The organism is Micromonospora sp. NPDC051925 (genome assembly GCF_044548625.1).
GTDB lineage: Bacteria > Actinomycetota > Actinomycetes > Mycobacteriales > Micromonosporaceae > Micromonospora.
In genome coordinates this window covers 9,258-33,851 of record NZ_JBIUCH010000037.1, presented here as the reverse complement: position 1 = coordinate 33,851, position 24,594 = coordinate 9,258, and the positions used below count along the sequence as shown (strand labels likewise).

Annotated in this window: 4 protein-coding genes; 1 reads left to right on the top strand and 3 read right to left on the bottom strand. The window is 74.6% G+C overall.

Annotated elements, in window-relative coordinates; genetic code table 11:
- Positions 1–204: 204 nt before the first annotated feature.
- Entirely contained in the window at positions 205–1,968 is a 1,764-nt protein-coding gene (locus ACIG87_RS31295; protein WP_396855225.1) for an MFS transporter, read from the bottom strand.
- A gap of 82 nt (positions 1,969–2,050) precedes the next feature.
- Between ACIG87_RS31295 and ACIG87_RS31290 the strand changes: the two genes are divergently transcribed.
- Positions 2,051–2,638, top strand: coding sequence for a TetR/AcrR family transcriptional regulator (locus ACIG87_RS31290; protein WP_396855224.1), 588 nt, complete (start codon positions 2,051–2,053; stop codon positions 2,636–2,638).
- Between the two features lie 79 nt (positions 2,639–2,717).
- Here the strand turns inward: ACIG87_RS31290 and ACIG87_RS31285 are convergent, their stop codons facing one another.
- Together ACIG87_RS31285 and ACIG87_RS31280 are read right to left on the bottom strand one after the other, a co-directional pair.
- On the bottom strand, positions 2,718–2,984 hold the full coding sequence (locus ACIG87_RS31285) for a PqqD family protein (RefSeq protein ID WP_396855223.1): 267 nt from the start codon (positions 2,982–2,984) through the stop codon (positions 2,718–2,720).
- 216 nt (positions 2,985–3,200) lie between these two features.
- Positions 3,201–24,491, bottom strand: coding sequence for an SDR family NAD(P)-dependent oxidoreductase (locus ACIG87_RS31280; protein WP_396855226.1), 21,291 nt, complete (start codon positions 24,489–24,491; stop codon positions 3,201–3,203).
- Positions 24,492–24,594 lie beyond the last annotated feature (103 nt).

Here is a 24,594-nt window from a genome sequence, read left to right as displayed (position 1 = left end):
GGTTGTCCTCACAAACCATCGATGATCAACGCGGTGGCCGTCTTCACGCCCACGCCACGCCCAACGCCGAAGCCAAGTGACGTTGGAGTACTAAGCGGAGCACCGGCCCCCTAGCCCAGCAACGGCTGCGAACCGGGCGCACCGGGTCGGTCAGGGGACGTTCCCGCACGGGGCGGGAACGTCCCCTGACGGAGAACCGCGCGGTCAGGCCACCGGGTGGGCCGGCCGGGTGCTGGCCGTCGCCGACCCCGGTCCGATCCGGACCTCGGGGCCCGGCTCGGCATCGGCGCGGGCGGCGCCCTCGGCAACCGTGCCGACCGACACCGCGTCGACCGGGGTAGGTGCCGTGTCGACAGCGAGGGCGGTGGCGGCGGACCCTTCGGCCGGCGGCGGGCCATCGGAGGACGGGGTGGCGGGCTCGCCCGACCCCCCGGACGTATCCTGCCCGGGCACCGACGCGCCCACGTTGCGCAGCAGTGCGGCGGCCAGGATCGCCGTCACCAGCAGGATGCCGGCCGAGACGACCGCGGCGGCCCGCAGCTCGTCGGCGAAGGCCGCGCGGGTCAGCGTCACCAGCGTGTCCGCCGCGGTGGTGGAGAGCGTCCGGCTCTCCTCGATCGCGCCACCCAGGGTCTCCCGGGCGGTGGCCCAGGAGTCCGCCGGCACCCCGTCCGGCGCCGCGCCGGAGAGCTGCTGCCGGTAGACGAACGTGCCGATGCTGCCGAGGATCGCGACGCCGAGCGCCGCACCGAACTGGCTGCCGGTTTCGGAGAGCCCGGCAGCGGCACCGGCCCGCTCCGGCGGCGCGGTGGAGACGATCAGCTCGGCGCTCAACGTCAGCACCATCGCGATGCCACCCGTCATCAGCGCCTGACCGATCACCACCTGGGCCAGTCCCACCTCGTCGCCGACCTGGGCGAGCACCAGGCAGCCGGCGGCCCCCACCAGCAGGCCACCGGCGGCGACGTAGGCCCGCCGGAAGCGCTGGGCCAGCATCGGGGCCAGCACCGCCGCGCCGATGCCCGCCGCCCCGGCCGCCGGCAGCGACCACAGCCCGGCGCTGAACGGACGCAGCCCGAGCACCAGCTGGAGGTACTGGCTGATGAAGAACATGAAACCGACGAGCGCGAAGTTGGCGAGCACGTTCATCACCACCGCCGCGCTGAACGCCGGTGCGCGGAACAACCGGACGTCGATCACCGGGTCGGCGAGACGCCGCTGACGCAGGACGAAGACGGCCAGGAAGATCAGCCCGGCGACCACGCCGGCCACCGGCGGCCAGTCCACCCCGTCCTCGGCGAACTGCTTGATGCCCCAGATCATCGGCAGCACCGCGACGAAGGCCAGCACCGTACTGAGCAGGTCGAGCCGCCCGGCCGCCGGGTTGCGGAACTCGGGCAGCAGCAACGGGGCGAGCACCAGCAGGAGCAGCATGATCGGCACGTTGATCTCGAAGACGGTGCCCCAGGAGTAGTACTGGAGCAGAGCGCCTCCGGCCACCAGGCCGATGACGCCACCGGCGGAGAAGCCGGCCGCCCAGAGCCCGATCGCGGCGCGGCGCTCGTTCTCGTCGTGGAACATGTTGCGGATCAACGACATGGTCGACGGCATGAGGGTCGCACCGGCGGCACCCATCACCGCCCGGGTCCCGATCAGCATGCCGGGACTGGTGGAGAGGGCCGTGGCCACGGATGCCACACCGAACACCGCCGCGCCGATCATCAGTAACCGGCGACGCCCGATCCGGTCCCCCAGTGTGCCCATCGGAATCAGCAGGCCGGCCAGCACGAAGGCGTAGACGTCCGTGATCCAGAGGAGTTGACTGCTGGTCGGCTCAAGGTCCGCCGTGATGAACGGCAAGGCGTACGACAGCACGGTCATGTCCATGCTGATGATCAGTGTCACCATGACGAGTACCGCGAGACCGATCCACTCGCGACGGCCGGCCTTTGCCTGCGCTGTAGCCATGACCGAAAGCTACCACCGGATTTATACAAACGTATACATCCGGTGGATGAATTAGGGGTTGGTTCCGAGTAGGGTGACGCCCGTGGGTCATCGGGAACGCCTGCTGGCAGGGGCCAGAGTCTGCCTCTACGAACGCGGCTACACACGCACCACCGCCCGCGACATCGTTGCCGCCTCAGATACCAATCTGGCGTCGATCGGGTACCACTTCGGCTCCAAGGAGGCGTTGCTGACCGCCGCCCTGGTGCAGGCGTTCGAGGAGTGGGGCGTCGAGATCGACCGGGTGCTGCGCGACGGCACCCAACCCGACCTGATGGACCGGCTGGAGTCGATGTGGACCGGCCTGGTCGAGTCCTTCGGCACGCACCGGCCGCTCTGGGTCGCCGGGATCGAGGCGTTCGCGCTGGCCGAGCACCTGCCGGTACTGCGGGAGCAGTTGGCCGAGAGCTACACCCGGGCCCGCCCGGCCCTGGCCACCTTCGTCCTCCAGAGCAGCGGCGAGAACGTCACCGAGGAGACCCGCAAGGCCATCGGCTCGTTCCTGCTCGCGCTGATGATCGGATTGACGGTGCAACGTCTGCTCGACCCCGAGGCCGCCCCCTCCGGCAAGGAGCTGGCCGCGGCGCTACGGCTGATCATCGGCGCGGTCAACGACACCGCCGGCGACTGACCCCTCCCGGAGCAGCACCCCCCTGCGGGTGACCGGACCGGAACAGGGGCCCGGATAGGGGTCGCCTCCGCCCACCCGATCACTCCACCCGCACCAGGCCGGCGCGGAGCATGTCCTCCACCCAGACGTCGACGTCCCGCCGGGTGACCGCCGGATCGGCCGCCCACTGCCGGGCGAGGACACCGGCCGCGCGCTCCGGCGAGCCGCCCTGCTGTTGCAGCGCGATCCACATGGCCGCGGCGGTCGCCCCGAACCGGTACCGCAGTCCGTCCCGTTCGGAGGTCAGCTCCAGCTGCCCACTCCGGGTGACCTTCGCGATGATCCCCTGTTCGAGTCGCACCTGCATCCTCCCTGCCTCTCCGCGTCCACACTGGTGGCACCTGCGGCGAACCGGTTCGTCCACCCCGTCCCGGCAACTACCGTACGAGGTCGGAAGGTAACGCGATACGGTCATGGACCCACGTCGAAGGTGGACAAATACCCACCCTTCCGCGGGTAGGAAGCCCGAGGTCCGCCGACCGCCCGTGGGTGTCGGCGGACCTCGGGTCCGGCGGACGGAGGGTCAGTCCGACGCCTCCAACTCGTCGTCGAGGATGTCGAACAGTTCGTCGGCGGACACCGACGCCAGGTCCCGGGCGGCCGGCTCCACGCTCGCCGTTCCGTACGCCGTGTTCCACCGGGACATCAACGCCTGCAGCCGGACGGTGATCCGTCCCCGCTCCGCGTCGTCCGGCACGGTGCCGTCCAACAACACCTCCAGCCGGGCCAGCTCCGCCTCGAGCGACGGCGCGGCCGGCAGGTCACCGGCCAGCTCCGTCCGCACGAACCTGGCCACCGCTGCCGGGCTCGGGTGGTCGTAGATGAGCGTCGCCGTCAGCCGCAGCCCGGTGGCCGCACCGAGGCTGTTGCGGAACTCCACGGCCGCCAGGGAGTCGAAACCCAGCTCCAGGAAGCCCTTGTCCATGTCGACCACGTGCGGACGGTCGTGGCCGAGCACCTCGGCAGCCCGACTCCGGACCAGCTCGGTGACCAGCCGGTCGGCCTCCTCCGGCGGTAGGCCGGCGAGCCGGTCGGCCAGCGGCCGCTCCCCGACCACCGCACCGGTCGCCACCCGGCGTGCCGGGGCACGGACCAGACCACGCAGCAACGGCGGCACCCCCTCGACCCGGGCCCGGATCGCGGCCAGGTCGAGGCGTACCGGCAGCGCCAGGGCCGGGGTGGGATGGGTGGTCGCGTCGAACAGGGCCAGCGCGTCCACGGTGGACAGGGCGGCCACCCCGGACCGGGCCATCCGCCGGATGTCCGCCTCGCCCAGGTGCCCGGTCATCCCGCTGCCCGACTCGGCCCACAGACCCCAGGCCAACGAGGTGCCGGCCAGGCCGTGCGCCCGGCGGTGCTGGGCGAGGGCGTCCAGGTAGGCGTTGGCCGCGGTGTAGTTGGCCTGGCCGGCGCCACCGAGCGTGGCCGCTGCCGAGGAGAACAGGACGAACCAGCGCAACGGCAGGTGCAGGGTGAGTTCGTGCAGGTGACGGGCGGCTTCCGCCTTGGGGGCCAGGACCGTTGCCAGCCGCTCGGGGGTCAGCGCGGGCAGCAGACCGTCGTCGAGCACACCCGCCGTGTGGATCACCCCGGCGAGCGGGTGCGCGGCGGGCACCCCGTCGAGCAGGTCCGCCACCGCCGACCGGTCGGCCAGATCGCAGGCGACCACCGTCACCTCCGCGCCGGCCGCCGTCAGCCGGGCGACCAGCTCGTCCGCACCGGGCGCGGCCGGGCCACGCCGGCTGACCAGCAGCAGCCGCCGTACGCCGTGCCGGGCCACGACGTGCTCGGCGACGAGCCGGCCCAGCCCACCGGTGCCGCCGGTGACCAGCACGGTGCCGTCCGGGTCCGGGCCGGCGGGCAGCTCACCGGTCGGCACCGGCAACGGCGCGAGCCGGGGCGCGAGCAGCCCGCCGGGGCGTACCGCGAGCTGTGGCTCGGCACCGGCCGCGAGCGCCGCGCGCAGCCCGGCCGGGTCCACGCCGTCGACGTCGACCAGGACGAACCGGCCCGGGTTCTCCTCCTGGGCGGCCCGGACCAGGCCCCAGACGGTGGCGTCCACCGGCCGGGGCACGTCCTCGCCGTCACCGGTGGCGACCGCACGGGTCGTCACCAGGGCCAGCCGGGCACCGGCGAACCGGTCGTCGGCGAGCCACCGCTGGACCAGGTCCAGCGCCGCGGCGGCAGCCGGCACCGTCGAGCCCGACGCCGCCCGCCAGGGCACCACGACGGTCTGCGGCGCGACGCCGGTCCGCTCGACGTCGGCCGCGAGCGCGGCGAGGTCCGGGTGGCGGGGCACCCCGAGGCCGAGGTCGCCGTCGCCGAGCACCACCGTCCGGTCGCCCGACCCGGCGTCCGGGGTCGGCACCGGGGCCCAGCTGACCTGGTACAGCGCGGAGCCGGGGCCGGAGCGCGCCGCGCCGAGCTGGTCGGCCGCGAGCGGCCGGACCACCAGCGAGGCGACCGAGGCGACCGGGACGCCGCCGGTGTCGGCCAGCTCGAAGGCGACCTCCTCCGGGCCGGTCCGGGTCAGCCGTACCCGCAGCGCCGTCGCGCCGGTGGCGTGCAGGGCGACGCCGCGCCAGGCGAACGGCACCTGGAGCCGGCCGTCGTCGGGCTGGTCCGCCTCGGCCAGGTCGAGGGCGTGCAGCACCGCGTCGAAGAGCGCCGGGTGCAGACCGAACCGCCCGGCCGAGGACGAGGCTTCCTCGGGGAGCGCCACCTCGGCGTACACCTCGTCGCCGCGTCGCCAGGCGGCCCGCAGCCCCTGGAACAGGGGGCCGTAGTGGTAGCCGGCGTCGGCGAGCCGGTCGTAGCGTCCGTCCAGGTCGACCGGGGTGGCACCGGCCGGCGGCCAGACGTCCCCGGTCGGCGCGACGGGGGCGGTGGACGCCACCGGGGCCAGCACGCCGGTGGCGTGCCGGGTCCATCCGTCGACGCCGTCCGCCGGGCGGGAGTGCACGGTGACCGGGCAGCGACCGGTCCCGTCGGGCGCACCGACCACCACCTGCAGGTCCACGCCGCCACGCTCGGGGACGGTCAGCGGGGCCTCCAGGGTCAGCTCCTCCACCAGACCGCAGCCGACCTGGTCACCGGCACGGACGGCCAGCTCGACGAAGGCCGTCCCGGGCAGCAGCACCGTCCCGGCGAGGGCGTGGTCGGCCAACCACGGGTGGGTCCGCAGGGAGAGCCGGCCGGTCAGCACGGTGCCGTCGACGCCGGCCAGCCCGACCACCGCGCCGAGCAGCGGGTGGGCGGCCGGGCGCTGGCCGAGGCCGGGCACGTCGCCGCCGTCCGCCGCCGCGTCCAGCCAGAGCCGGCGGCGCTGGAACGGGTACGTCGGCAGTGCGGTGACCCGGGCCCCGGTGGGCGCGAACCAGGCCCGCCAGTCCACCGGCACCCCTCGGGTGTGCAGGGTGGCCACGGCGGTGAGCAGGGTCGTCGCCTCGTCCCGGCCGCCGCGCAGCACCGGCACCAGGGCGACGCCGTCGGTGCTGGCGAGGCAGTCCCGGCCCAGCGCGGTGAGCACCGCGTCCGGACCGACCTCCAGGTACGTGGTGACGCCGGCAGCCTCCAGGGTGGTGATGCCGTCGCCGAACCGGACCGCCTCCCGGACGTGCCGCACCCAGTAACCGGGATCGCGGATCTCGTCGGGGTCGGCGAGCCGCCCGGTCAGGTTGGACACCACCGGCACCCTCGGCGGGGCGAAGGTCAGGCCGGCGAGAATCCGGTGGAACTCGGCCAGCATCGGCTCCATGTGCGGCGAGTGGAACGCGTGGCTGACCCGGAGCTGCTTGGTCCGGCGTCCCCGGGCCCGCCAGCCGTCGGCGATCGCACCCACGGCGTCGTGGTCACCGGAGATCACCACCGCCTGCGGCCCGTTGACCGCGGCGATACCCAGCTCGGCCTCGCGGCCGGCCAGATCCTGGCGTACCTCCGCCTCGGACGCCTCGACGGCCACCATCGCGCCGTCCTCGCGCATGCTCTGCATCAGCCGGCCCCGCGCGGTGACCAGGGTGGCCGCGTCGGACAGCGACAGCACCCCGGCGACGTGGGCCGCGGCGACCTCGCCGATGGAGTGCCCGGCGACCAGATCGGGCCGGATCCCCCACGAGTCGAGCAGGCGGAACAACGCCACCTCGATGGCGAACAGCGCGCTCTGGCTGTAGACGGTCTGGTCGAGCAGGGCCGCGTCGGCCACGTCCGGCTCGGTGTAGAGCACCTCACGCAGCGGCCGGTCGAGCTTCGCGTCCAGGTGCGCGCTGACCTCCGCGAACGCCTCGGCGAAGGCCGGGTACACGGCGGCCAGCTCGCGGCCCATGCCCAGGCGCTGGGCACCCTGACCGGTGAAGAGCATGGCCAGCTTGCCGGCGGACGGCGTACCCCGGACCACCTCGGTGGGGTCGCTCCCCCGGGCCACCTCCCGCAGGGCCCGGACCGCGTCGTCCCCGGCGGCGGCGACCACGACGGCCCGGCGTTCCAGCGCCGCCCGGGTGGTGGCCAGCGAGTACGCCACGTCGAGGTTCGCGCCGGTGCCGGCGACCAGGTCGGCCTGGGCGCGCAGCGCCTCCTCCGAACGGGCGGCGAGCAGCCACGGCAGGACGGGCGGGGTGACCGTCGCGTCGACCTCGACAGGTGCGTCCTCTCCTGGAGGCGCCTGTTCGATGATGACGTGGGCGTTGGTGCCGCTGATGCCGAACGACGACACCCCGGCCCGACGGGGCCGGTCCAGCGCCGGCCACCGCTGCGCCTCGGTGAGCAGCCGCACCGCACCGGCCGACCAGTCGACCTGCGGGGACGGCTCGTCCACGTGCAACGTCCGGGGCAGCACCCCGTTGCGCATCGCCAGCACCATCTTGATCACCCCGGCCACACCCGCCGCGCCCTGGGTGTGCCCGATGTTCGACTTGACCGAACCGAGCCACAGCGGCCGGTCCTCCGGCCGGCCCTGCCCGTACGTGGCGAGCAGCGCCTGCGCCTCGATCGGGTCACCCAGGGTGGTGCCGGTGCCGTGCGCCTCGACCAGGTCCACCTGGTCGGGGGTGACGTTCGCGACGGCCAGCGCCTGCCGGATCACCCGCTGCTGCGAGGGGCCGTTCGGCGCGGTCAACCCGTTGGACGCGCCGTCCTGGTTGATCGCCGAACCCCGGACCACCGCGAGCACGTGGTGGCCGTGCCGCTCGGCGTCGGAGAGCCGCTCCAGCAGCAGCATGCCGACGCCCTCGGACATCGTCGTGCCGTCCGCGCCGGCCGCGAAGGACCTGCACCGGCCGCCGGCGGACAGCCCACGCTGGAGGCTGAACTCGATGAAGGTGGCCGGGGTGGACATCACCGTCACCCCACCGGCCAGCGCCAGCGAGCACTCGCCCGACCGCAGCGCCTGCACCGCCAGGTGGATCGCGACCAGCGACGACGAGCAGGCGGTGTCCACGCTGACCGCGGGCCCCTCCAGACCCAGGGTGTACGAGATCCGGCCGGACGCGACGCTGGACATGCTGCCGTTGCTCAGGTAGCCGGCCACCTCGTCCGGTACGGATGGCAGCCGGCTGCCGTAGTCGTGGTACATCACGCCGGTGAAGACGCCGGTCGGGCTGCCCTTGAGCGAGGTCGGGTCGATGCCCGCCCGCTCCAGCGCCTCCCACGAACTCTCCAGCAGCAGCCGCTGCTGCGGGTCCATCGCGACCGCCTCACGCGGGCTGATCCCGAAGAAGTCCGGGTCGAAGTCGGCCGCGTCGTAGAGGAAGCCACCCTCCATCGAGTACGTCCGGCCGGGCTTGCCGGGCTCCGGGTCGTAGAGCTGCTCGAGGTCCCAGCCCCGGTCGGTGGGGAACGGCGAGATGGCGTCCGCCCCGTCGAGCAGGAGCTGCCACAGGTCCTCGGGGCTACGGACGCCGCCGGGGAAGCGGCAGCTCATCGCGACGATCGCGATGGGTTCGTCGGCCACCGGGCGGGCTGCGTCGGCCGGCCGGACGTCGACCGGGCTGCCGACGATGGTGTGGTGCAGGTAGTCGGCGAGCGCGGTGGGGTTCGGGTAGTCGAAGACCAGGGTGGCGGGCAGCCGCAGCCCGGTGGCGGTGTTCAGCTTGTTGCGCAGCTCCACGGCGGCGAGCGAGTCGAAGCCGAGTTCCTTGAACGCCCGGGTCGGTTCGACGGCGGTGCCGCTGTCGTGGCCGAGGACCGCCGCGACGTTGGCCCGGACCAGGTCGAGCAGCAACCGGTGCTGGTCGTCCGCGTCGAGGGTGGCGAGCTGCCGCTGGAGTCCGGAGCCGGTGACCGGGGCGGCGGCCCCGACGCCGGCCGCCCGTCGGGCGGGCAGCCGGACCAGGCCCCGGAACAGCGCCGCCAGCTGCTGGCCCTGGGCACGCAGCGCGGCGGTGTCCAACCGGATCGGCACCAGCACCGGCTCGGCCGCGGCCACCGCCGCGTCGAGCAGGGCCAGGCCCTGGTCGGAGCTGATCGGCAGGACACCGGAGCGGGCCATCCGGGCCACGTCGGCGTCGCCGAGGTGCGCGGTCATCCCGCTGCGCTGCTCCCAGAAGCCCCAGGCCAACGAGGTGGCGGGCAGACCGAGCGCACGCCGGTGCGCGGCCAGGGCGTCCAGGAAGACGTTCGCGGCGGCGTAGTTGCCCTGCCCGGCCCCGTCGATGACGCCGGCGGCGGAGGAGAACAGCACGAACGCGGTGAGGTCCCGTTTGAGGGTGAGGTCGTGCAGGTGCCAGGCCGGATCGGCCTTGGCCCGCCAGACCGAGTCGAGCTGCGCCGGGGTCAGGGTGGCCAGCATCCCGTCGTCGAGGACACCGGTGGTGTGCACGATCGCGGTCAGCGTGGGAATGCCGTCGAGCAGGGCGGCGACGGCATCCCGGTCGGCCATGTCACAGGCGACGATCTCGACGGTCGCCCCCAGGGCGGTCAGCTCGTCGATCAGCTCCGCCGCGCCGGGGGCGGTGAGCCCGCGCCGCGAGGTGAGCACCAGGTCGCGGACGCCGTGCCCGACGACCAGGTGTCGGGCCACCAGCGCACCGAGCACACCGGTGCCTCCGGTCACCAGCACGGTGCCCTCGGCCCGCCACACCTCACCGGAGCCGGCGAACCGGGCCAGCCTCGGCACCCGCACCTGCCCGTCGCGCAACGACAGCTCCGGCTCGCCGGTACCCACCGCCGCCAGGATCTCCTCCACCGGGGTCTCCGGATCGGCATCCACCAGCACGAACTGACCCGGGTTCTCCGCCTGCGCGGCCCGCACCAGACCCCAGACCGGGGCCTGGGCGAGGTCGGTGCCACCGTCGACGGCGCCATGGGTGACCACCACCAACTGGGCGGCGGCCTGCGCCGGGTCGGCCAGCCAGGACTGGAGCAGGGCAAGGGTCTGCCCCGCCGCCGTCCGGCCGGCGGTGGCCGGGTCGGTGTCGTCGCCGGCCGGGGAGAGCGGGGCGAGCACGACGTCGGGGACGCCGAGGCCGATCCCTTCGAGGTAGCCCCACGACTCGGTGGCGGTGCCGGTGGGGACGGTCGTCCAGTCCACACGGTAGAGGTCGCCGTCGGTCGGGGCGGCGGCGGTGAGCTGGACCGGCCGGGAGAGCAGGGCACCGACGACGGCCACCGGGGCACCGTCGGGGTCGGCGAGGTGCAGGGTGGCGGCCTCCGGTCCGGCGGCGGTGATCCGGACCCGCAGGGCGGTCGCGCCGGTGGCGTGCAGGGTGACGTCGGTCCACGCGAACGGCAGATACGGTGGCCGACCGGCAGGCACCGGCTCACCGATGCCCACCGCCTGAAGAGCGGCATCCAACAGCGCCGGATGCAGCCCGAACCGGGCCGCCTCCGGGTGCGCCTCCTCCGGCAGCGCCACCTCGGCGTACACCACGTCACCGACCCGCCACGCCGCCTGCACACCCTGGAACACCGGGCCGTACTCGTAGCCCTGGGCCACCAGGTCGTCGTACAGACCGGCCGTCGGCACCGGCACCGCGCCCGGCGGCGGCCAGGCGGCCAGGTCGAACGCGGGGTCGGTGAGGTCGGCGGAGAGGATGCCGGTGGCGTGCCGGACCCAGCTCTCGGTGTGCTCCGGCCGGGAGTGCACCGTGACCGCGCGTCGGCCGGCGTCGTCGGGCGCGCCCAGCAGGAGCTGCACCTGGACGGCGCCCTGCTCGGGCAGGACCAGCGGGGCGTGCAGGGTCAGCTCGTCGAGGTGACCGACGCCGGCGTGGTCACCGGCGTGCAGCACCAGCTCGACGAAGCCCGTGCCGGGCAGCAGCACCGTGCCGTTGACGGCGTGGTCGGCCAGCCACGGATGGGTGTCCAGGGAGATCCGGCCGGTGAAGAGCACCTCACCCGACTCGGCCATGCCGACCGCGGCGCCCCACAGCGGGTGGCCGGCGGAACCGAGCCCGGCGGAGGCGAGGTCGGCGGTGCTGCCGGTGGCGTTGATCCAGTACCGACGGCGCTGGAACGGGTAGGTGGGCAGCGGCACCTCGCCGCGTGGCCGCGCCGGCAGCACCGGCGACCAGTCCACCGCGACACCCCGGGTGAACGCCTCACCCAGCGAGGTCAGCCACCGTCGTAGACCACCCTCGTCCCGACGCAGTGAACCGACGGCGGCGACCTCGACGCCCGCGTCGGCGGCGGTCTCCTCGACGCCCATGGTCAGCACCGGGTGGGCGCTGCACTCCAGGAACACCCGCATTCCGGCGGCGAGCAGGACGCGCGTGGTCTCCTCGAAGCGGACCGTCTGCCGCAGGTTCGTGTACCAGTACCGCGCGTCCAACCCGGCGGTGTCGAGCACACCCGCGGTGACCGTCGAGTAGAACGGCACCCGGGAGGCGCGGGGGGTGATCCCGGCGAGGACGTCGAGGAGGCGCTTCTCGATCCGCTCGACCTGGGCGGAGTGCGAGGCGTAGTCCACGTTGACCCGCTTGGCCCGGAGACCCTCGTCGGTGAGGGTGGCGACCAGGTCGTCGACCGCATCGGGGTCACCGGAGACGACGACCGAGGAGGTGCCGTTGACGGTGGCGACGGAGATCCGCCCGGCGTAGCCGGTCAGCCGCTCGGCCGCCTCCCGCTCGGGCAGCCCGACGGAGGCCATCGCGCCCCGACCCGCCAGGTCCTCCGCGATCGCCACGCTCCGCAACGCCACCACCGCGGCACCGTCCCGCAACGACAGACCACCCGCCACCACGGCAGCGGCGATCTCACCCTGCGAGTGACCGATCACCGCATCCGGCTCGACCCCGAACGAGCGCCACAACCCGGCCAGCGACACCATCACCGCCCACAGCACCGGCTGCACCACGTCCACCCGGTCCACCGGGGGAGCGCCCTGCACCCCCCGCAACACGTCGGTCAGCCGCCAGTCCACGAACTCCGACAGCGCCGTACCGCACTCGTTGATCCGCTCGGCGAACACCGGCGACGAGTCCAGCAACTCCACCGCCATGCCCAGCCACTGCGAACCCTGCCCGGGGAAGACGAAGACGGTGCCGCCCTGGAGCACGCCGGGGGCGGTCCCGTTCTCGGCGAACGCCCGCGCTTCGGCGACGAAGTCGGCCCGGGAGCCGACCACCACCGTCCGCCGGTCCAGCAGCGCCCGCCCGGTCGCCAGCGTGTACGCGAGGTCACCCGCGCGGGCGGCGTCGTCCTCGGCGACGGCGGCCACCCGCTCGGCCTGCTCCCGCAGCGCCTGGTCGGTACGGGCCGACAGCACCCAGGGCAGGATCTCCGGCTCGGGGGCGTCGGCCGGCGGATCCTCGGCCGGGGGCGCCTGTTCGATGATGACGTGGGCGTTGGTGCCGCTGATGCCGAACGACGACACACCCGCCCGACGGGGCCGGTCCAGCGCCGGCCACTGCTGCGGCTCGGTGAGCAGCTGCACGTCGCCGGCCGACCAGTCGATCTGCGGCGACGGCTCGGTCACGTGCAGGGTCCGCGGCAACAGTCCGTTGCGCATCGCCAGCACCATCTTGATCACCCCGGCCACACCCGCCGCGCCCTGGGTGTGCCCGATGTTCGACTTGATCGACCCGAGCCAGAGCGGCCGGTCCCCGGGACGGTCCTGCCCGTAGGTGGCCAGCAGCGCCTGGGCCTCGATCGGGTCACCGAGGGAGGTGCCGGTGCCGTGCGCCTCGACCACGTCCACCTCGGTCGTGGGGATGCCACCGGCCGCCGCGAGGGCCTGCCGGATCACCCGCTGCTGCGACGGGCCGTTCGGCGCGGTCAACCCGTTCGACGCGCCGTCCTGGTTGATCGCCGAACCGCGCACCACGGCGAGCACGTGGTGGCCGTTGCGTTCGGCGTCGGAGAGGCGTTCCAGCAGCAGCATGCCGACGCCCTCGGACATCACGGTGCCGTCGGCGCCGGCCGCGAAGGACTTGACCCGGCTGTCGGCGGCGAGGCCGCGCTGGAGGCTGAACTCGACGAAGGTGTCCGGGGCGGACATCACGGTGACGCCGCCGGCCAGGGCGAGGGAGCACTCCCCGGCCCGCAGGGCCTGCACCGCCAGGTGGATCGCCACCAACGACGACGAGCACGCCGTGTCGACGCTGACCGCCGGCCCCTCCAACCCCAGGGTGTACGAGATACGGCCCGAGGCCACGCTGGCCATGCTGCCGTTGCCCAGGTAACCCACCAGATCCTCGGGGACCTCCGGCAACCGGCTGGCGTAGTCGTGGTACATCACGCCGGCGAAGACGCCGGTGAGGCTGCCGCGCAGCGAGGTGGGGTCGATGCCGGCCCGCTCCAGCGCCTCCCACGAGGTCTCCAGCAGCAGCCGCTGCTGCGGGTCCATCGCGACCGCCTCGCGGGGGCTGATGCCGAAGAAGTCCGGGTCGAAGTCGGCCGCGTCGTAGAGGAACCCGGCCTCCATCGAGTACGTCTTGCCGGGCTTGCCGGGCTCCGGGTCGTAGAGGTTGTCGAGGTCCCAACCCCGGTCGGTGGGGAACGGGGTGATGGCGTCGACGCCCTCGACGAGGAGCTGCCACAGTTCCTCGGGGCTGCGTACGCCGCCGGGGTAGCGGCAGCTCATCGCGACGATGGCGACGGGCTCGTCGTCGGCGACCGCGGTGGTGACGGTGGGAGCGGCCGGGGTGTCCGCGCCGAGGAGCCGGGTGTACAGGTAGTCGGTGAGCGCGCTGGGGTTCGGGTAGTCGAAGATCAGGCTCGCCGGCAGCCGCAGCCCGGTGGCGGTGTTGAGCCGGTTGCGCAGCTCCACGGCGGCCAGCGAGTCGAAGCCGAGTTCCCGGAACGCCCGGGTGGGTTCCACGGTGGCGGGGCTGTCGTGGCCGAGGACCGCGGCCACGTCGACCCGGACCAGGTCGAGCAGCAGGCGTCGCTGCTCGACCTCGGTCAGCCCGGTCAGTCGCCGTTGCAGCGCCGACCCGCCGACCGGCGTCCGGCCCGCCTCGGCGGCCCGGCGGGCCGGGAGCCGGACCAGACCCCGGAACAGGGCCGGCATCGACTGGCCCTGAGCGCGCAGCGCGGCGGTGTCCAACCGGATCGGCACGAACGTCGGCTCGCCGGTGGCGACCGTCGCGTCCAGCAGCGCCAGGCCCTGCTCGGAGCTGATGGACAGGATGCCGGAGCGGGCCATCCGCGCCAGGTCGGCCTCGCCGAGGTGCGCGGTCATCCCGCTGCGTTCCTCCCACAGCCCCCACGCCAGCGAGGTCGCCGCGAGGCCGAGCGCACGCCGATGTTCGGCCAGGGCGTCGAGGAAGACGTTGGCGGCGGCGTAGTTGCCCTGCCCGGAGCCGTCCACCACCCCGGCGGCCGAGGAGAAGAGCACGAACGCCGACAGGTCCCGGTCCCGGGTCACCTCGTGCAGGTGCCAGGCGGGAGTGGCCTTCGCCCGCCACACGCCGTCGAGCTGCGCCGCGGTCAGCGAGGTCACCAACCCGTCGTCGAGGACACCCGTGGTGTGCACCACCGCCGCCAACCCGGGGATCCCGTCCACCAGTGCGGCGACGGCCTCCCGATCGGCCAGGTCGGCCGCGACCACCTCGACGGTGGCGCCGAGACCGGCCAGTTCCTCGCGCAGCTCCACCGCGCCCGGCGCCGCCGGCCCACGCCGGGAGGCCAGCACCAGATCCCGGACCCCGTGCGTGGCGACCAGGTGCCGGGCGACCAGCGCGCCCAACACGCCGGTGCCGCCGGTCACCAGGACCGTGCCCTCCGCCCGCCACCCGGTGTCGCCGGTGGCGGCGCGGGCCAGCCGGGGCACCCGTACCTGCCCGTCGCGCAACGACAGCTCCGGCTCACCGGTGCCGACCGCCGCGATGATCTCCTCGACCGGAGTCTGCGGGTCGGCGTCGACCAGCACGAACTGGCCGGGGTTCTCCGCCTGCGCGGCCCGGACCAGACCCCAGACCGGGGCCTGGACCAGGTCGGTGACCCGATCGGCCGCACCACTGGTCAGCACCACCAACCGGGACTCCGCCGACCGGGGGTCGGCCAGCCAGCGCTGGAGCAGCCCGAGCGCGGCTGCGGCGACGGCCCTCGACGCCGACTCGACGCCGACGGCCGAGCCGTCGGCGACAGCCCCGTCCGGGGTGGCCGACGGGTCGTCGGCGTCCGGGGTGACCAGGCGGGTGAGGACCAGCTCCGGCAGGTCGTCGGCGAGGTCCTCCAGGTACGCCCAGGAGGTGGCCGGGGCGGCGGCCACCGGCACGGGGGTCCAGTCGACGCGGTAGAGGTTGCCGTCGGTGGCGGTCACGGCGGCGAGCTGCACCGGCCGGGACACCAACGCACCGACCTCGGCCACCGGCGCACCCGTCGGATCGGCCAGGTGCAGGGCCACCGCCTCCGCACCCGCCGGAGTGACCCGCACCCGCAGGGCGGTCGCACCGGCGGCGTGCAACGTCACGTCCGTCCACGCGAACGGCACCGACGGCGGTTGGTCCGCCGGCACCTCCTCGCCGATTCCCACCGCGTGCAGCGCCGCATCGAGCAGCGCCGGGTGCAGGCCGAACCGTGCCGCGTCGGCGTGCGCCTCCGACGGCAACGACACCTCCGCGTACGCCACCTCGCCGACCCGCCACGCGGCCTGCACACCCTGGAACACCGGACCGTACTCGTACCCCTGCGCCACCAGGTCGTCGTAGAGCCCGGCCACCGGCACGGGCACCGCACCCGGCGGCGGCCAGGCGGTCAGGTCGAACGTGGGATCGGCCGGCGTGTCGGTGAGCACGGCGGTGGCGTGCCGGGTCCACGGCAGGTCCGGGTCGGCGTGCTCGGGACGGGAGTGCACGCTGACGGTACGGCGGTTCGCCTCGTCGGCGGCCGTCATCAGCAGTTGGACCTGCATCGCGCCGCCGTCGGGCAGCAGCAGCGGGGCGTGCAGGGTCAGCTCTTCGAGGTGACCCAGACCGACGTGGTGACCGGCGTGCAGCACGAGTTCCACGAAGCCGGTGCCGGGCAGCAGCACGGTGCCGGAGACCGCGTGGTCGGCCAGCCACGGGTGGCTGTCCACGGAGAACCGGCCGGTGAACAGCACCTCACCGGACTCGGCCATCGACACCGACGCGCCCCACAGCGGGTGACCCGCCGCGCCGAGGCCCACCGACGCCACGTCGGTCGCCGCGTTGGTGGCGTTGATCCAGTAGCGGCGACGCTGGAAGGGGTAGGTCGGCAGTGCGGTGGTGCGGGCACCGGTGGGCGCGAACCAGGCCCGCCAGTCCACCGCGACACCCCGGGCGTGCAGGGTCGCCAGGGCGGTCAGCAGGGTCGTCGGCTCGTCCCGGCCGGCACGCAGCACCGCGACCAGCGCCACCGCGTCCTCGTCGGTCACGCAGTCCCGGCCCATCGCCGTCAGCACCGCGTCCGGGCCGACCTCCAGGAACGTGGTGACGCCCGCCGCCTGCAGGGCGGCCACGCCGTCACCGAACCGCACCGCCTCCCGGACGTGCCGCACCCAGTAGCCCGGATCGCGCAGCTCCTCCGGATCCGCCACCGCACCGGTCACGTTGGACACCACGGGCAGCTGCGGCCGTGCGAACACCAGACCGGCGAGGATCTCGTGGAACTGCGCCAGCATCGGCTCCATGTGCGGCGAGTGGAACGCGTGACTCACCCGCAGCCGCTTCGTCCGCCGTCCCCGGCCCCGCAGGCCCGCCGCGACCGACTCCACCACCTCCGCGTCACCGGAGACGACCACCGCACGGGGACCGTTCACCGCCGCGATGCCCACCTGGGCCTCGAGACCGGTCAGCGCCGCACGCACCTCCGCCTCGGACGCCTCGACGGCGACCATCGCGCCGTCCGCACGCATCGACTGCATCAACCGGCCGCGCGCCGTCACCAGGGTCGCCGCATCGGCCAACGACAACACCCCGGCCACGTGGGCCGCCGTCACCTCACCGATCGAGTGCCCGGCCACCATGTCGGGCCGGACCCCCCACGACTCCAGCAACCGGAACAACGCCACCTCGATGGCGAACAACGCCGCCTGGCTGTAGACCGTCTGGTCCAACAGCGCCGCGTCAGCCGCGTCCGGCTCCGCGTACACCACCTCCCGCAGCGGTCGGTCGAGCTTCGCGTCCAGCTCCGCGCACACCTGCGCGAACGCCTCCGCGAACACCGGATAGGCCGCCGCCAGCTCACGACCCATGCCCACCCGCTGCGCGCCCTGGCCGGTGAACAGCACCGCCAGCTTCCCGGGCGACGGCGAACCGTAGACCACGTCGGCCGAGTCGGCCCCCTGCGCCACGGATCGCAGGGCACGGATCGCGTCCTCGCCGGCCGCGGCCACCACCACCGCCCGACGCTCCAACGCCGCCCGCGTCGCGGCCAACGAGTAGGCCACGTCCAGGCCCGCACCCGTACCGGCGACCTGGTCGGCCTGCGCCCGCAGCGCCTCCACCGACCGCGCGGACAGCAACCACGGCAGCACCGTCGGGGCGACGGCCGCGGGGACCTCGGCCGGCGGGGGTTCCTCCACCGGGGGCGCCTGCTCGAGGATCACGTGGGCGTTGGTGCCGCTGATGCCGAACGACGACACCCCGGCCCGGCGCGGCCGGTCCAGCGCCGGCCACCGCTGCGGCTCGTTGAGCAGCCGTACCTCCCCGGCCGACCAGTCGATCTGCGGCGACGGCTCGTCGGCGTGCAGGGTGCGCGGCAACAGGTCGTTGCGCATCGCCAGCACCATCTTGATCACACCGGCCACACCCGCCGCACCCTGGGTGTGCCCGATGTTGGACTTGATCGACCCGAGCCAGAGCGGACGCTCGCCCGGCCGGCCCTGCCCGTAGGTGGCCAGCAGCGCCTGGGCCTCGATCGGGTCACCGAGCGCCGTGCCGGTGCCGTGCGCCTCGACCGCGTCCACCTCGGTGGCCGGGATGCCACCGGCGGAGGCGAGGGCCTGCCGGATCACCCGCTGCTGGGACGGACCGTTCGGCGCGGTCAACCCGTTCGACGCGCCGTCCTGGTTCGTCGCCGAACCCCGGATCACCGCCAGCACCTGGTGGCCGTTGGCACGGGCGTCGGAGAGCCGCTCCAGCAGCAGCATGCCCGCGCCCTCGCCCCAGCCGGTGCCGTCGGCTCCGGCGGCGAAGGATTTCGACCGGCCGTCCTTGGCCAGGCCGCGCTGAAGGCTGAAGTCGAGGAAGGTGTCCGGGGTGGACATCACGGTGACGCCGCCGGCCAGCGCCAGGGAGCACTCCCCCGCCCGCAGGGCCTGCACCGCCAGGTGGATCGCCACCAACGACGACGAGCACGCCGTGTCGATCGACACCGCCGGCCCCTCCAACCCCAGGGTGTATGCCACCCGGCCGGAGACGATGCTGGCGAGGCTGCCGTTGCCCAGGTAGCCGGCCAGATCGTCGGGCACCTGGTGCAGCCGCAGCGCGTAGTCGTGGTACATGACGCCGGCGAAGACGCCGGTCGGGCTGCCCTTGAGCGAGGTCGGGTCGATCCCGGCCCGCTCCAGCACCTCCCACGAGGTTTCCAGCATCAGCCGCTGCTGCGGGTCCATCGCGACCGCCTCGCGGGGGCTGATCCCGAAGAAGTCCGCGTCGAAGTCGGCCGCGTCGTAGAGGAAGCCGCCCTCCATCGAGTACGTCCGGCCGGGCTTGCCGGGCTCCGGGTCGTACATGCCGACCAGGTCCCAGCCCCGGTCCGCAGGGAACGGGGAGACCGCGTCGGTCCCGCTCTCGAGCAGCTCCCAGAGCTGCTCCGGGGTGGCCACCCCGCCGGGGAAGCGGCAGCTCATCGAGACGATCGCGATCGGTTCCTGGGTGAACGAGGCCGACGTGAGCTCCGGCACCGCCGCGTCCGCGCCGGTGCCCAGCACGGTGGCGACCACGAACTCGGCAAGCGCCGCCGGGGTCGGGTAGTCGAACGCCAGGGTCGCCGGCAGCCGCAGCCCGGTGGCCGCCTTGAGCCGGTTGCGCAGCTCGACCGCGGCCAGCGAGTCGAAGCCCAGCTCGTTGAAGGCCCGGCGCGGCTCGATCGCGTCCGCGCTGTCGTGCCCGAGCACGGCGGCGACGTGCTCGCGGACCAGGTCGAGGGTGAACCGGTCCCGCTCGGCCGGGCTGAGCGCGGCGAACTGCCGGGCCAGCCCCTGCGTGGCGTCCGCCGGGCCGGCCGCCTGGGCGCTGCGCCGCGCCGGCAGCGGCACCAGGCCGCGCAGCAGCGCCGGCACGCCGTCCGGCCGGGCGCGCAGGGCGGCCAGGTCGACCCGGATCGGGGCGAGCACCGGCTCGTCGACGCCGAGCGCCGCGTCGAGCAGGGCCAGGTTCTCCGCCGGGGTGAGGCCGGGCATGCCGGAGCGGTCGATGCGCTGGAGCGCGGCGGCGTCCAGCTTGCCGCCCATACCGCTGTCGCCGGTCCACAGCCCCCAGGTCAACGCGACGGCGGGTAGGCCGGCGGCCCGGCGGGCGGTGGCGAGCGCGTTCAGGGTGGCGTTCGCGGCGGCGTAGTTGCCCTGGCCGGCGCAGTCGAGCAGGCTGGCCAGCGACGAGAAGAGCACGAACGCGGTCAGGTCGGCGTCGCGGGTCAGCGCGTCGAGGTTGACCGCGCCGTCCAGCTTGGCCTTGAGCACGGCGTCGAGCCGGTCCGGGGTGAGCGAGCCGATCACCCCGTCGTCGACGATGCCGGCGGCGTGCACCACCGCCCGCAGCGGCCGGTCGGCCGGAACGGCGGCGAGCAGCGCGGCCAGCGCGTCGGCGTCGGCGGCGTCGCAGGCGGCCACCTCGACGGTGGCCCCGGCCGCTGCCAGCTCCGCGCGCAGCTCCGCCACGCCGGCCGCCGCCGGGCCGCTGCGACTGGTCAACAGCAGGTGGCGTACGCCGTGGTTGCCGGCCAGGTGCCGGGCCACGTGCGCGCCGAGCCCACCGGTGCCGCCGGTGACCAGCACCGTGCCGTCGGTCGGCCAGCCGGTGCCGGTGCGGCCCGCCCCGGCCTCGGCCCCGTTGACGGCGCTGGTGGCGACCCGGGCCAGTCGGGGGACGCTGAGCACCCCGTCGCGCAGCCGTAGCTCCGGCTCGCCGGTGGCCAGGGCGGCGGCCAGCAGCGGGGTCGGGGCGTCGTCGAGCCGGACGGTGACGAACCGGTCCGGGTTCTCCGTCTGCGCGGCCCGGACCAGGCCCCAGACCGCCTCGGTGGCGAGGTCGTCGACCCGGCTGACGAAGACCAGCCGGGTGTTGGCCAGCCGGGCGTCGGTCAGCCACGTCTGGAGGGTGTCCAGCGCGTCGGCGGTGGCGGCCCGCACGTCGCCGGCCGCGACCCCGACGAAAGCCCACTCGGGGGCGGTGGCACCGGCGTCGATCGCCGCGCCGAGGGCGGCCGGGTCGACGTGCCGGGTGGCCGCGCCGATCCGCTCGTCGCCGAGCACCGCCCAGCGCGGGGTGCCCGACGGTGCGGGCCGCTGGCCCGGCGTCGTCCACTCCAGCCGGAACAGCCGCTCGTGGTAGCCGCCCCGGGCGGCGGTGAGCTGGGCGGTGGAGACCGGCCGGGAGACGAACGAGCGCACCGAGGCGACCGGTGCGCCGGTGGCGTCGGCGAGGGTCACCGACACGCTGTCCCCGGCGGCGGGGGCGATCCGTACCCGCACCTCGGCCGCGCCGGCCGCGTGCAGGGTGACGTCGTTCCAGGCGAACGGGATGCGCACCTCGTCGTCGGCGGGCTCGCCCCGGCGGGCCGCGTCGATGGCGTGCAGGGCGGCGTCCAGCACCGCCGGGTGCAGGCCGAAGCGGGCCGCGTCGGCGCGGCTGTCGGCGGGGAGCGCGACCTCGGCGTACACCTCGGAGCCCCGCCGCCAGACGGCCTTGAGGCCCTGGAAGACCGGGCCGTAGCCGTAGCCCTGGCCGGCCAGCTCGGGGTAGATGTCGGTCAGGTCGACAGGCTGGGCGTCGCGGGGTGGCCACTGGGTGAGCGGCTGCCCGGCGTCGGCGGCCTCCGGGGCGAGGAGACCGCTGACGTGCCGGGTCCAGAGCTGGCCGTCCGGCTCGTCGGGGCGGGAGTAGACGGCCACCGGGCAGCGTCCGGCCGGGTCGGCGGCGCCGACGACCACCTGGAGGGCGACGCCGCGCTCGTCGAGCGCCAGCGGGGCCTCCAGGGTCAACTCCTCCACCGTGGCGCAGCCGACCTGGTCACCGGCGCGGACCGCCAACTCGACGAAGGCGGTGCCGGGCAGCAGCGCCACCCCGGAGATGGTGTGGTCGGCCAGCCACGGGTGGCTGCGCAGCGACACCCGGCCGGTGAGCACCACCCCGTCGCCGCCGGCCAGGCCGACGACCGCGCCGACCAGCGGGTGACCGGCGGCGAGCTGACCGAAGCCGGTCGCGTCGGCGCTGCCGCCGCCGGATTCCATCCAGAACCGGCGACGCTGGAACCGGTACGTGGGCAGGGCCACCCGCCGGGCCCCCCGCGCGGCGAAGAACGCCGCCCAGTCCACCGGCACCCCCCGCACGTGGGCGCGGGCGACGGCGGAGACCACCTCGGTCTCCTCATCCTGGTCGGCGCGCAGCAGCGGGGCGAAGACCGCGTCGGCGTCCTCGCCGAGGCAGGCCGGCCCCATCGCGGAGAGCACCCCGGCCGGCCCGAGTTCGAGGAAGGTGGTGACCCCCTCGTCGGCCATCGACCGGACCGCGTCGGCGAACCGGACGCTGTCCCGGACGTGCCGCACCCAGTAGTCGGGGTCGCACAGCTCACCGGAGAGCACCGGCTGGCCGGTCACCGTGGACACGATCGGGATGGTCGGCGGCCGGTAGCTGAGCACGTGGGCGAGCCGGCCGAACTCGGCGAGCATCGGCTCCATCAGCGGCGAGTGGAAGGCGTGGCTGACCTTCAGCCGCTTCGTCTTGTGCCCGGCGGCGGCGACGGCGGCGACGACCTCCAGCACGGCGTCCTCGTCACCGGAGACCACCACCGAGGTCGGGCCGTTCACCGCCGCCAGGCCCACCCGCGTCTCCCGGCCGGCGAGCAGCGGACGGACCTGCTCCTCGGTGGCCTGCACCGAGATCATCGCGCCCTCGGCGGGGAGCTGCTGCATGAGCCGGCCGCGCGCGGCGACCAGGATCGCCGCGTCCTCCAGGGAGAGCACCCCGGCGACGTGGGCCGCGGCCAGCTCGCCGATCGAGTGCCCGGCGAGCAGGTCGGGCCGGATCCCCCAGGACTCCAGCAGCCGGAACTGGGCGACCTCCACCGCGAACAACGCGCACTGGGTGTAGGCGGTCTGGTCGAGCAGGGCCGCCTCGGCGGTGCCGGGCGCGGCGAAGACCACGTCGGCCAGCGGCACGTCCAGTTGCAGGTCCAGCCAACCGCAGGCGTCGTCGAACGCGGCGGCGTAGACCGGGTAGCTGCGGTACAGCTCACGGCCCGCGCCGAGGCGCTGGCTGCCCTGCCCGGTGAAGAGGAACCCGAGCCCGCCACCGGTGGCCTGCCCCAGGTGTACGCCGGGCACGCTGCCGCCGTCGGCGAAGGTGGCCAGCTCCCGCACGGTGGTCGCCCGGTCCCGGGCCACCAGCACCGCCCGGTGCTCCAGCGCGGTCCGGGTGGTGGCCAGCGAGTACGCGACGTCGAGCAGCTCCGGGGCTTCCTCGCCGGTGTCCAGGGCGGCGAGCAGCGCCGCGGCCTGACCGCGCAGCGCCGTGTCGCCCCGGGCGGAGAGCACCACCGGCAGCACCTCGCAGGGCAGCTGCGGCACGTCGGCGACGGCCTCGACGTCCACCGCCGGGGGCTCCTCGACGATGACGTGGGCGTTGGTGCCGCTGACCCCGAACGAGGAGACCCCGGCCCGGCGCGGTCGGCCCGGGTCGTCCCACTCGCGGGCCTCGGTGAGCAGGGCGACGGTGCCGGCGGACCAGTCGACGTTGGGGGTGGGCGCGTCGACGTGCAGGGTACGCGGCAGCACCCGGTGCTTCATCGCCATCAGCACCTTGATCACCCCGGCGACACCGGCGGCGGCCTGCGAGTGGCCGATGTTGGACTTCAGCGAGCCGAGCCAGAGCGGCCGGTCGGCGGGGCGTTCCCGGCCGTAGGTGGCGATGATCGCCTGCGCCTCGATCGGGTCACCGAGACGGGTGCCGGTGCCGTGCGCCTCGACCAGGTCGACGTCGGTGGGGGTCAGGCCGGCCGACGCCAACGCCGACAGGATCACCCGCTGCTGGGACGGCCCGTTGGGCGCGGTCAGCCCGTTGGACGCGCCGTCCTGGTTGATCGCCGAGCCACGGATCACCCCGAGGACGCGGTGGCCGTTGCGGCGGGCGTCGGAGAGCCGTTCCAACACCAGGATGCCGACGCCCTCGGCCCAGCCGGTGCCGTCGGCCGCCGCCGCGAACGGCTTGCACAGCCCGTCCGGGGCGAGGCCCCGCTGCCGGCTGAACGCGGTGAACGCGCCCGGGTGCACCATCACCGCGACCCCACCGGCCAGCGCCGTGCTGCACTCCCCGCGCTGCACCGCCTGGCAGGCCAGGTGCAGGGCGACCAGCGAACCCGAGCAGGCGGTGTCCACGGTCAGGGTCGGGCCCTCGAAGCCGAAGGTGTAGGCGAGCCGGCCGGACACCACGCTCGGCGCGTTGCCGGTGAGCAGGTAGCCGTCCAGACCCTCCGGGGCCTCGTGCAGGCGGGGGCCGTACTCCTGCGGCTCGGCGCCGATGAAGACGCCGGTCTGGCTGCCGCGCAGCGACGCCGTGTCGATGCCGGCGTCCTCCAACGCCTCCCAGGCGGTCTCCAGCACCAACCGCTGCTGCGGGTCCATCGTCATCGCCTCGCGGGGGCTGATGCCGAAGAAGTCCGCGTCGAACTCGGCCGCGCCCTCCAGGAAGCCGCCGTGACGGACGTAGGTCTTGCCCGGCTTGCCCGGGTCGGGGTCGTAGAGCCCTTCGGTGTCCCAACCCCGGTCGGTCGGGAAGTCGGAGATCACGTGCCGCCCCTCGAAGACCAACCGCCACAGGTCGTCGGCGGAGGTGCTGTGGCCGGGGTAGCGGCAGCCGATGCCGACCACGGCGATCGGCTCGTCGTCGTCGGCGGGCCGGCGCAGCGGCGCGGCGGCCGGGGCGGGTGCGGCGTCGCCGCCGAGCAGGGTCCGCAGCAGCCGCCCCACCGCCTGCGGCGTCGGGTGGTCGAAGACCAGGGTGACCGGCAGGTCCAGGCCGGTGGCGGCGGTGAGCCGACGGTGCAACTCGACCGCGGCGAGCGAGTCGAAGCCCAGGTCGCGGAAGGGCCGGCCCGGCTCGACGGCGTCCGGACCGTCCGGCAGCACGGTCCGCAGCACGTCGCGGGCCTGCTCCCGGACCAGGGCGGTGAGCGCCCGGTCCTGCTCGTCGGCCGTGCGGCCCTCCAGCCGCCGCCGCAGTGCCGACAGCGCGTCGGGCTCGGCACCGGTGGGGTTCACGGACTCGCTCATGGCACGCTCCACTAGGTCTCCGGGTTCGACGCCCGGCTCGGTGTGTCGGCTTTCGGCGCCCGATCACGGCAAGGCCGCCGCGACCGGTAGG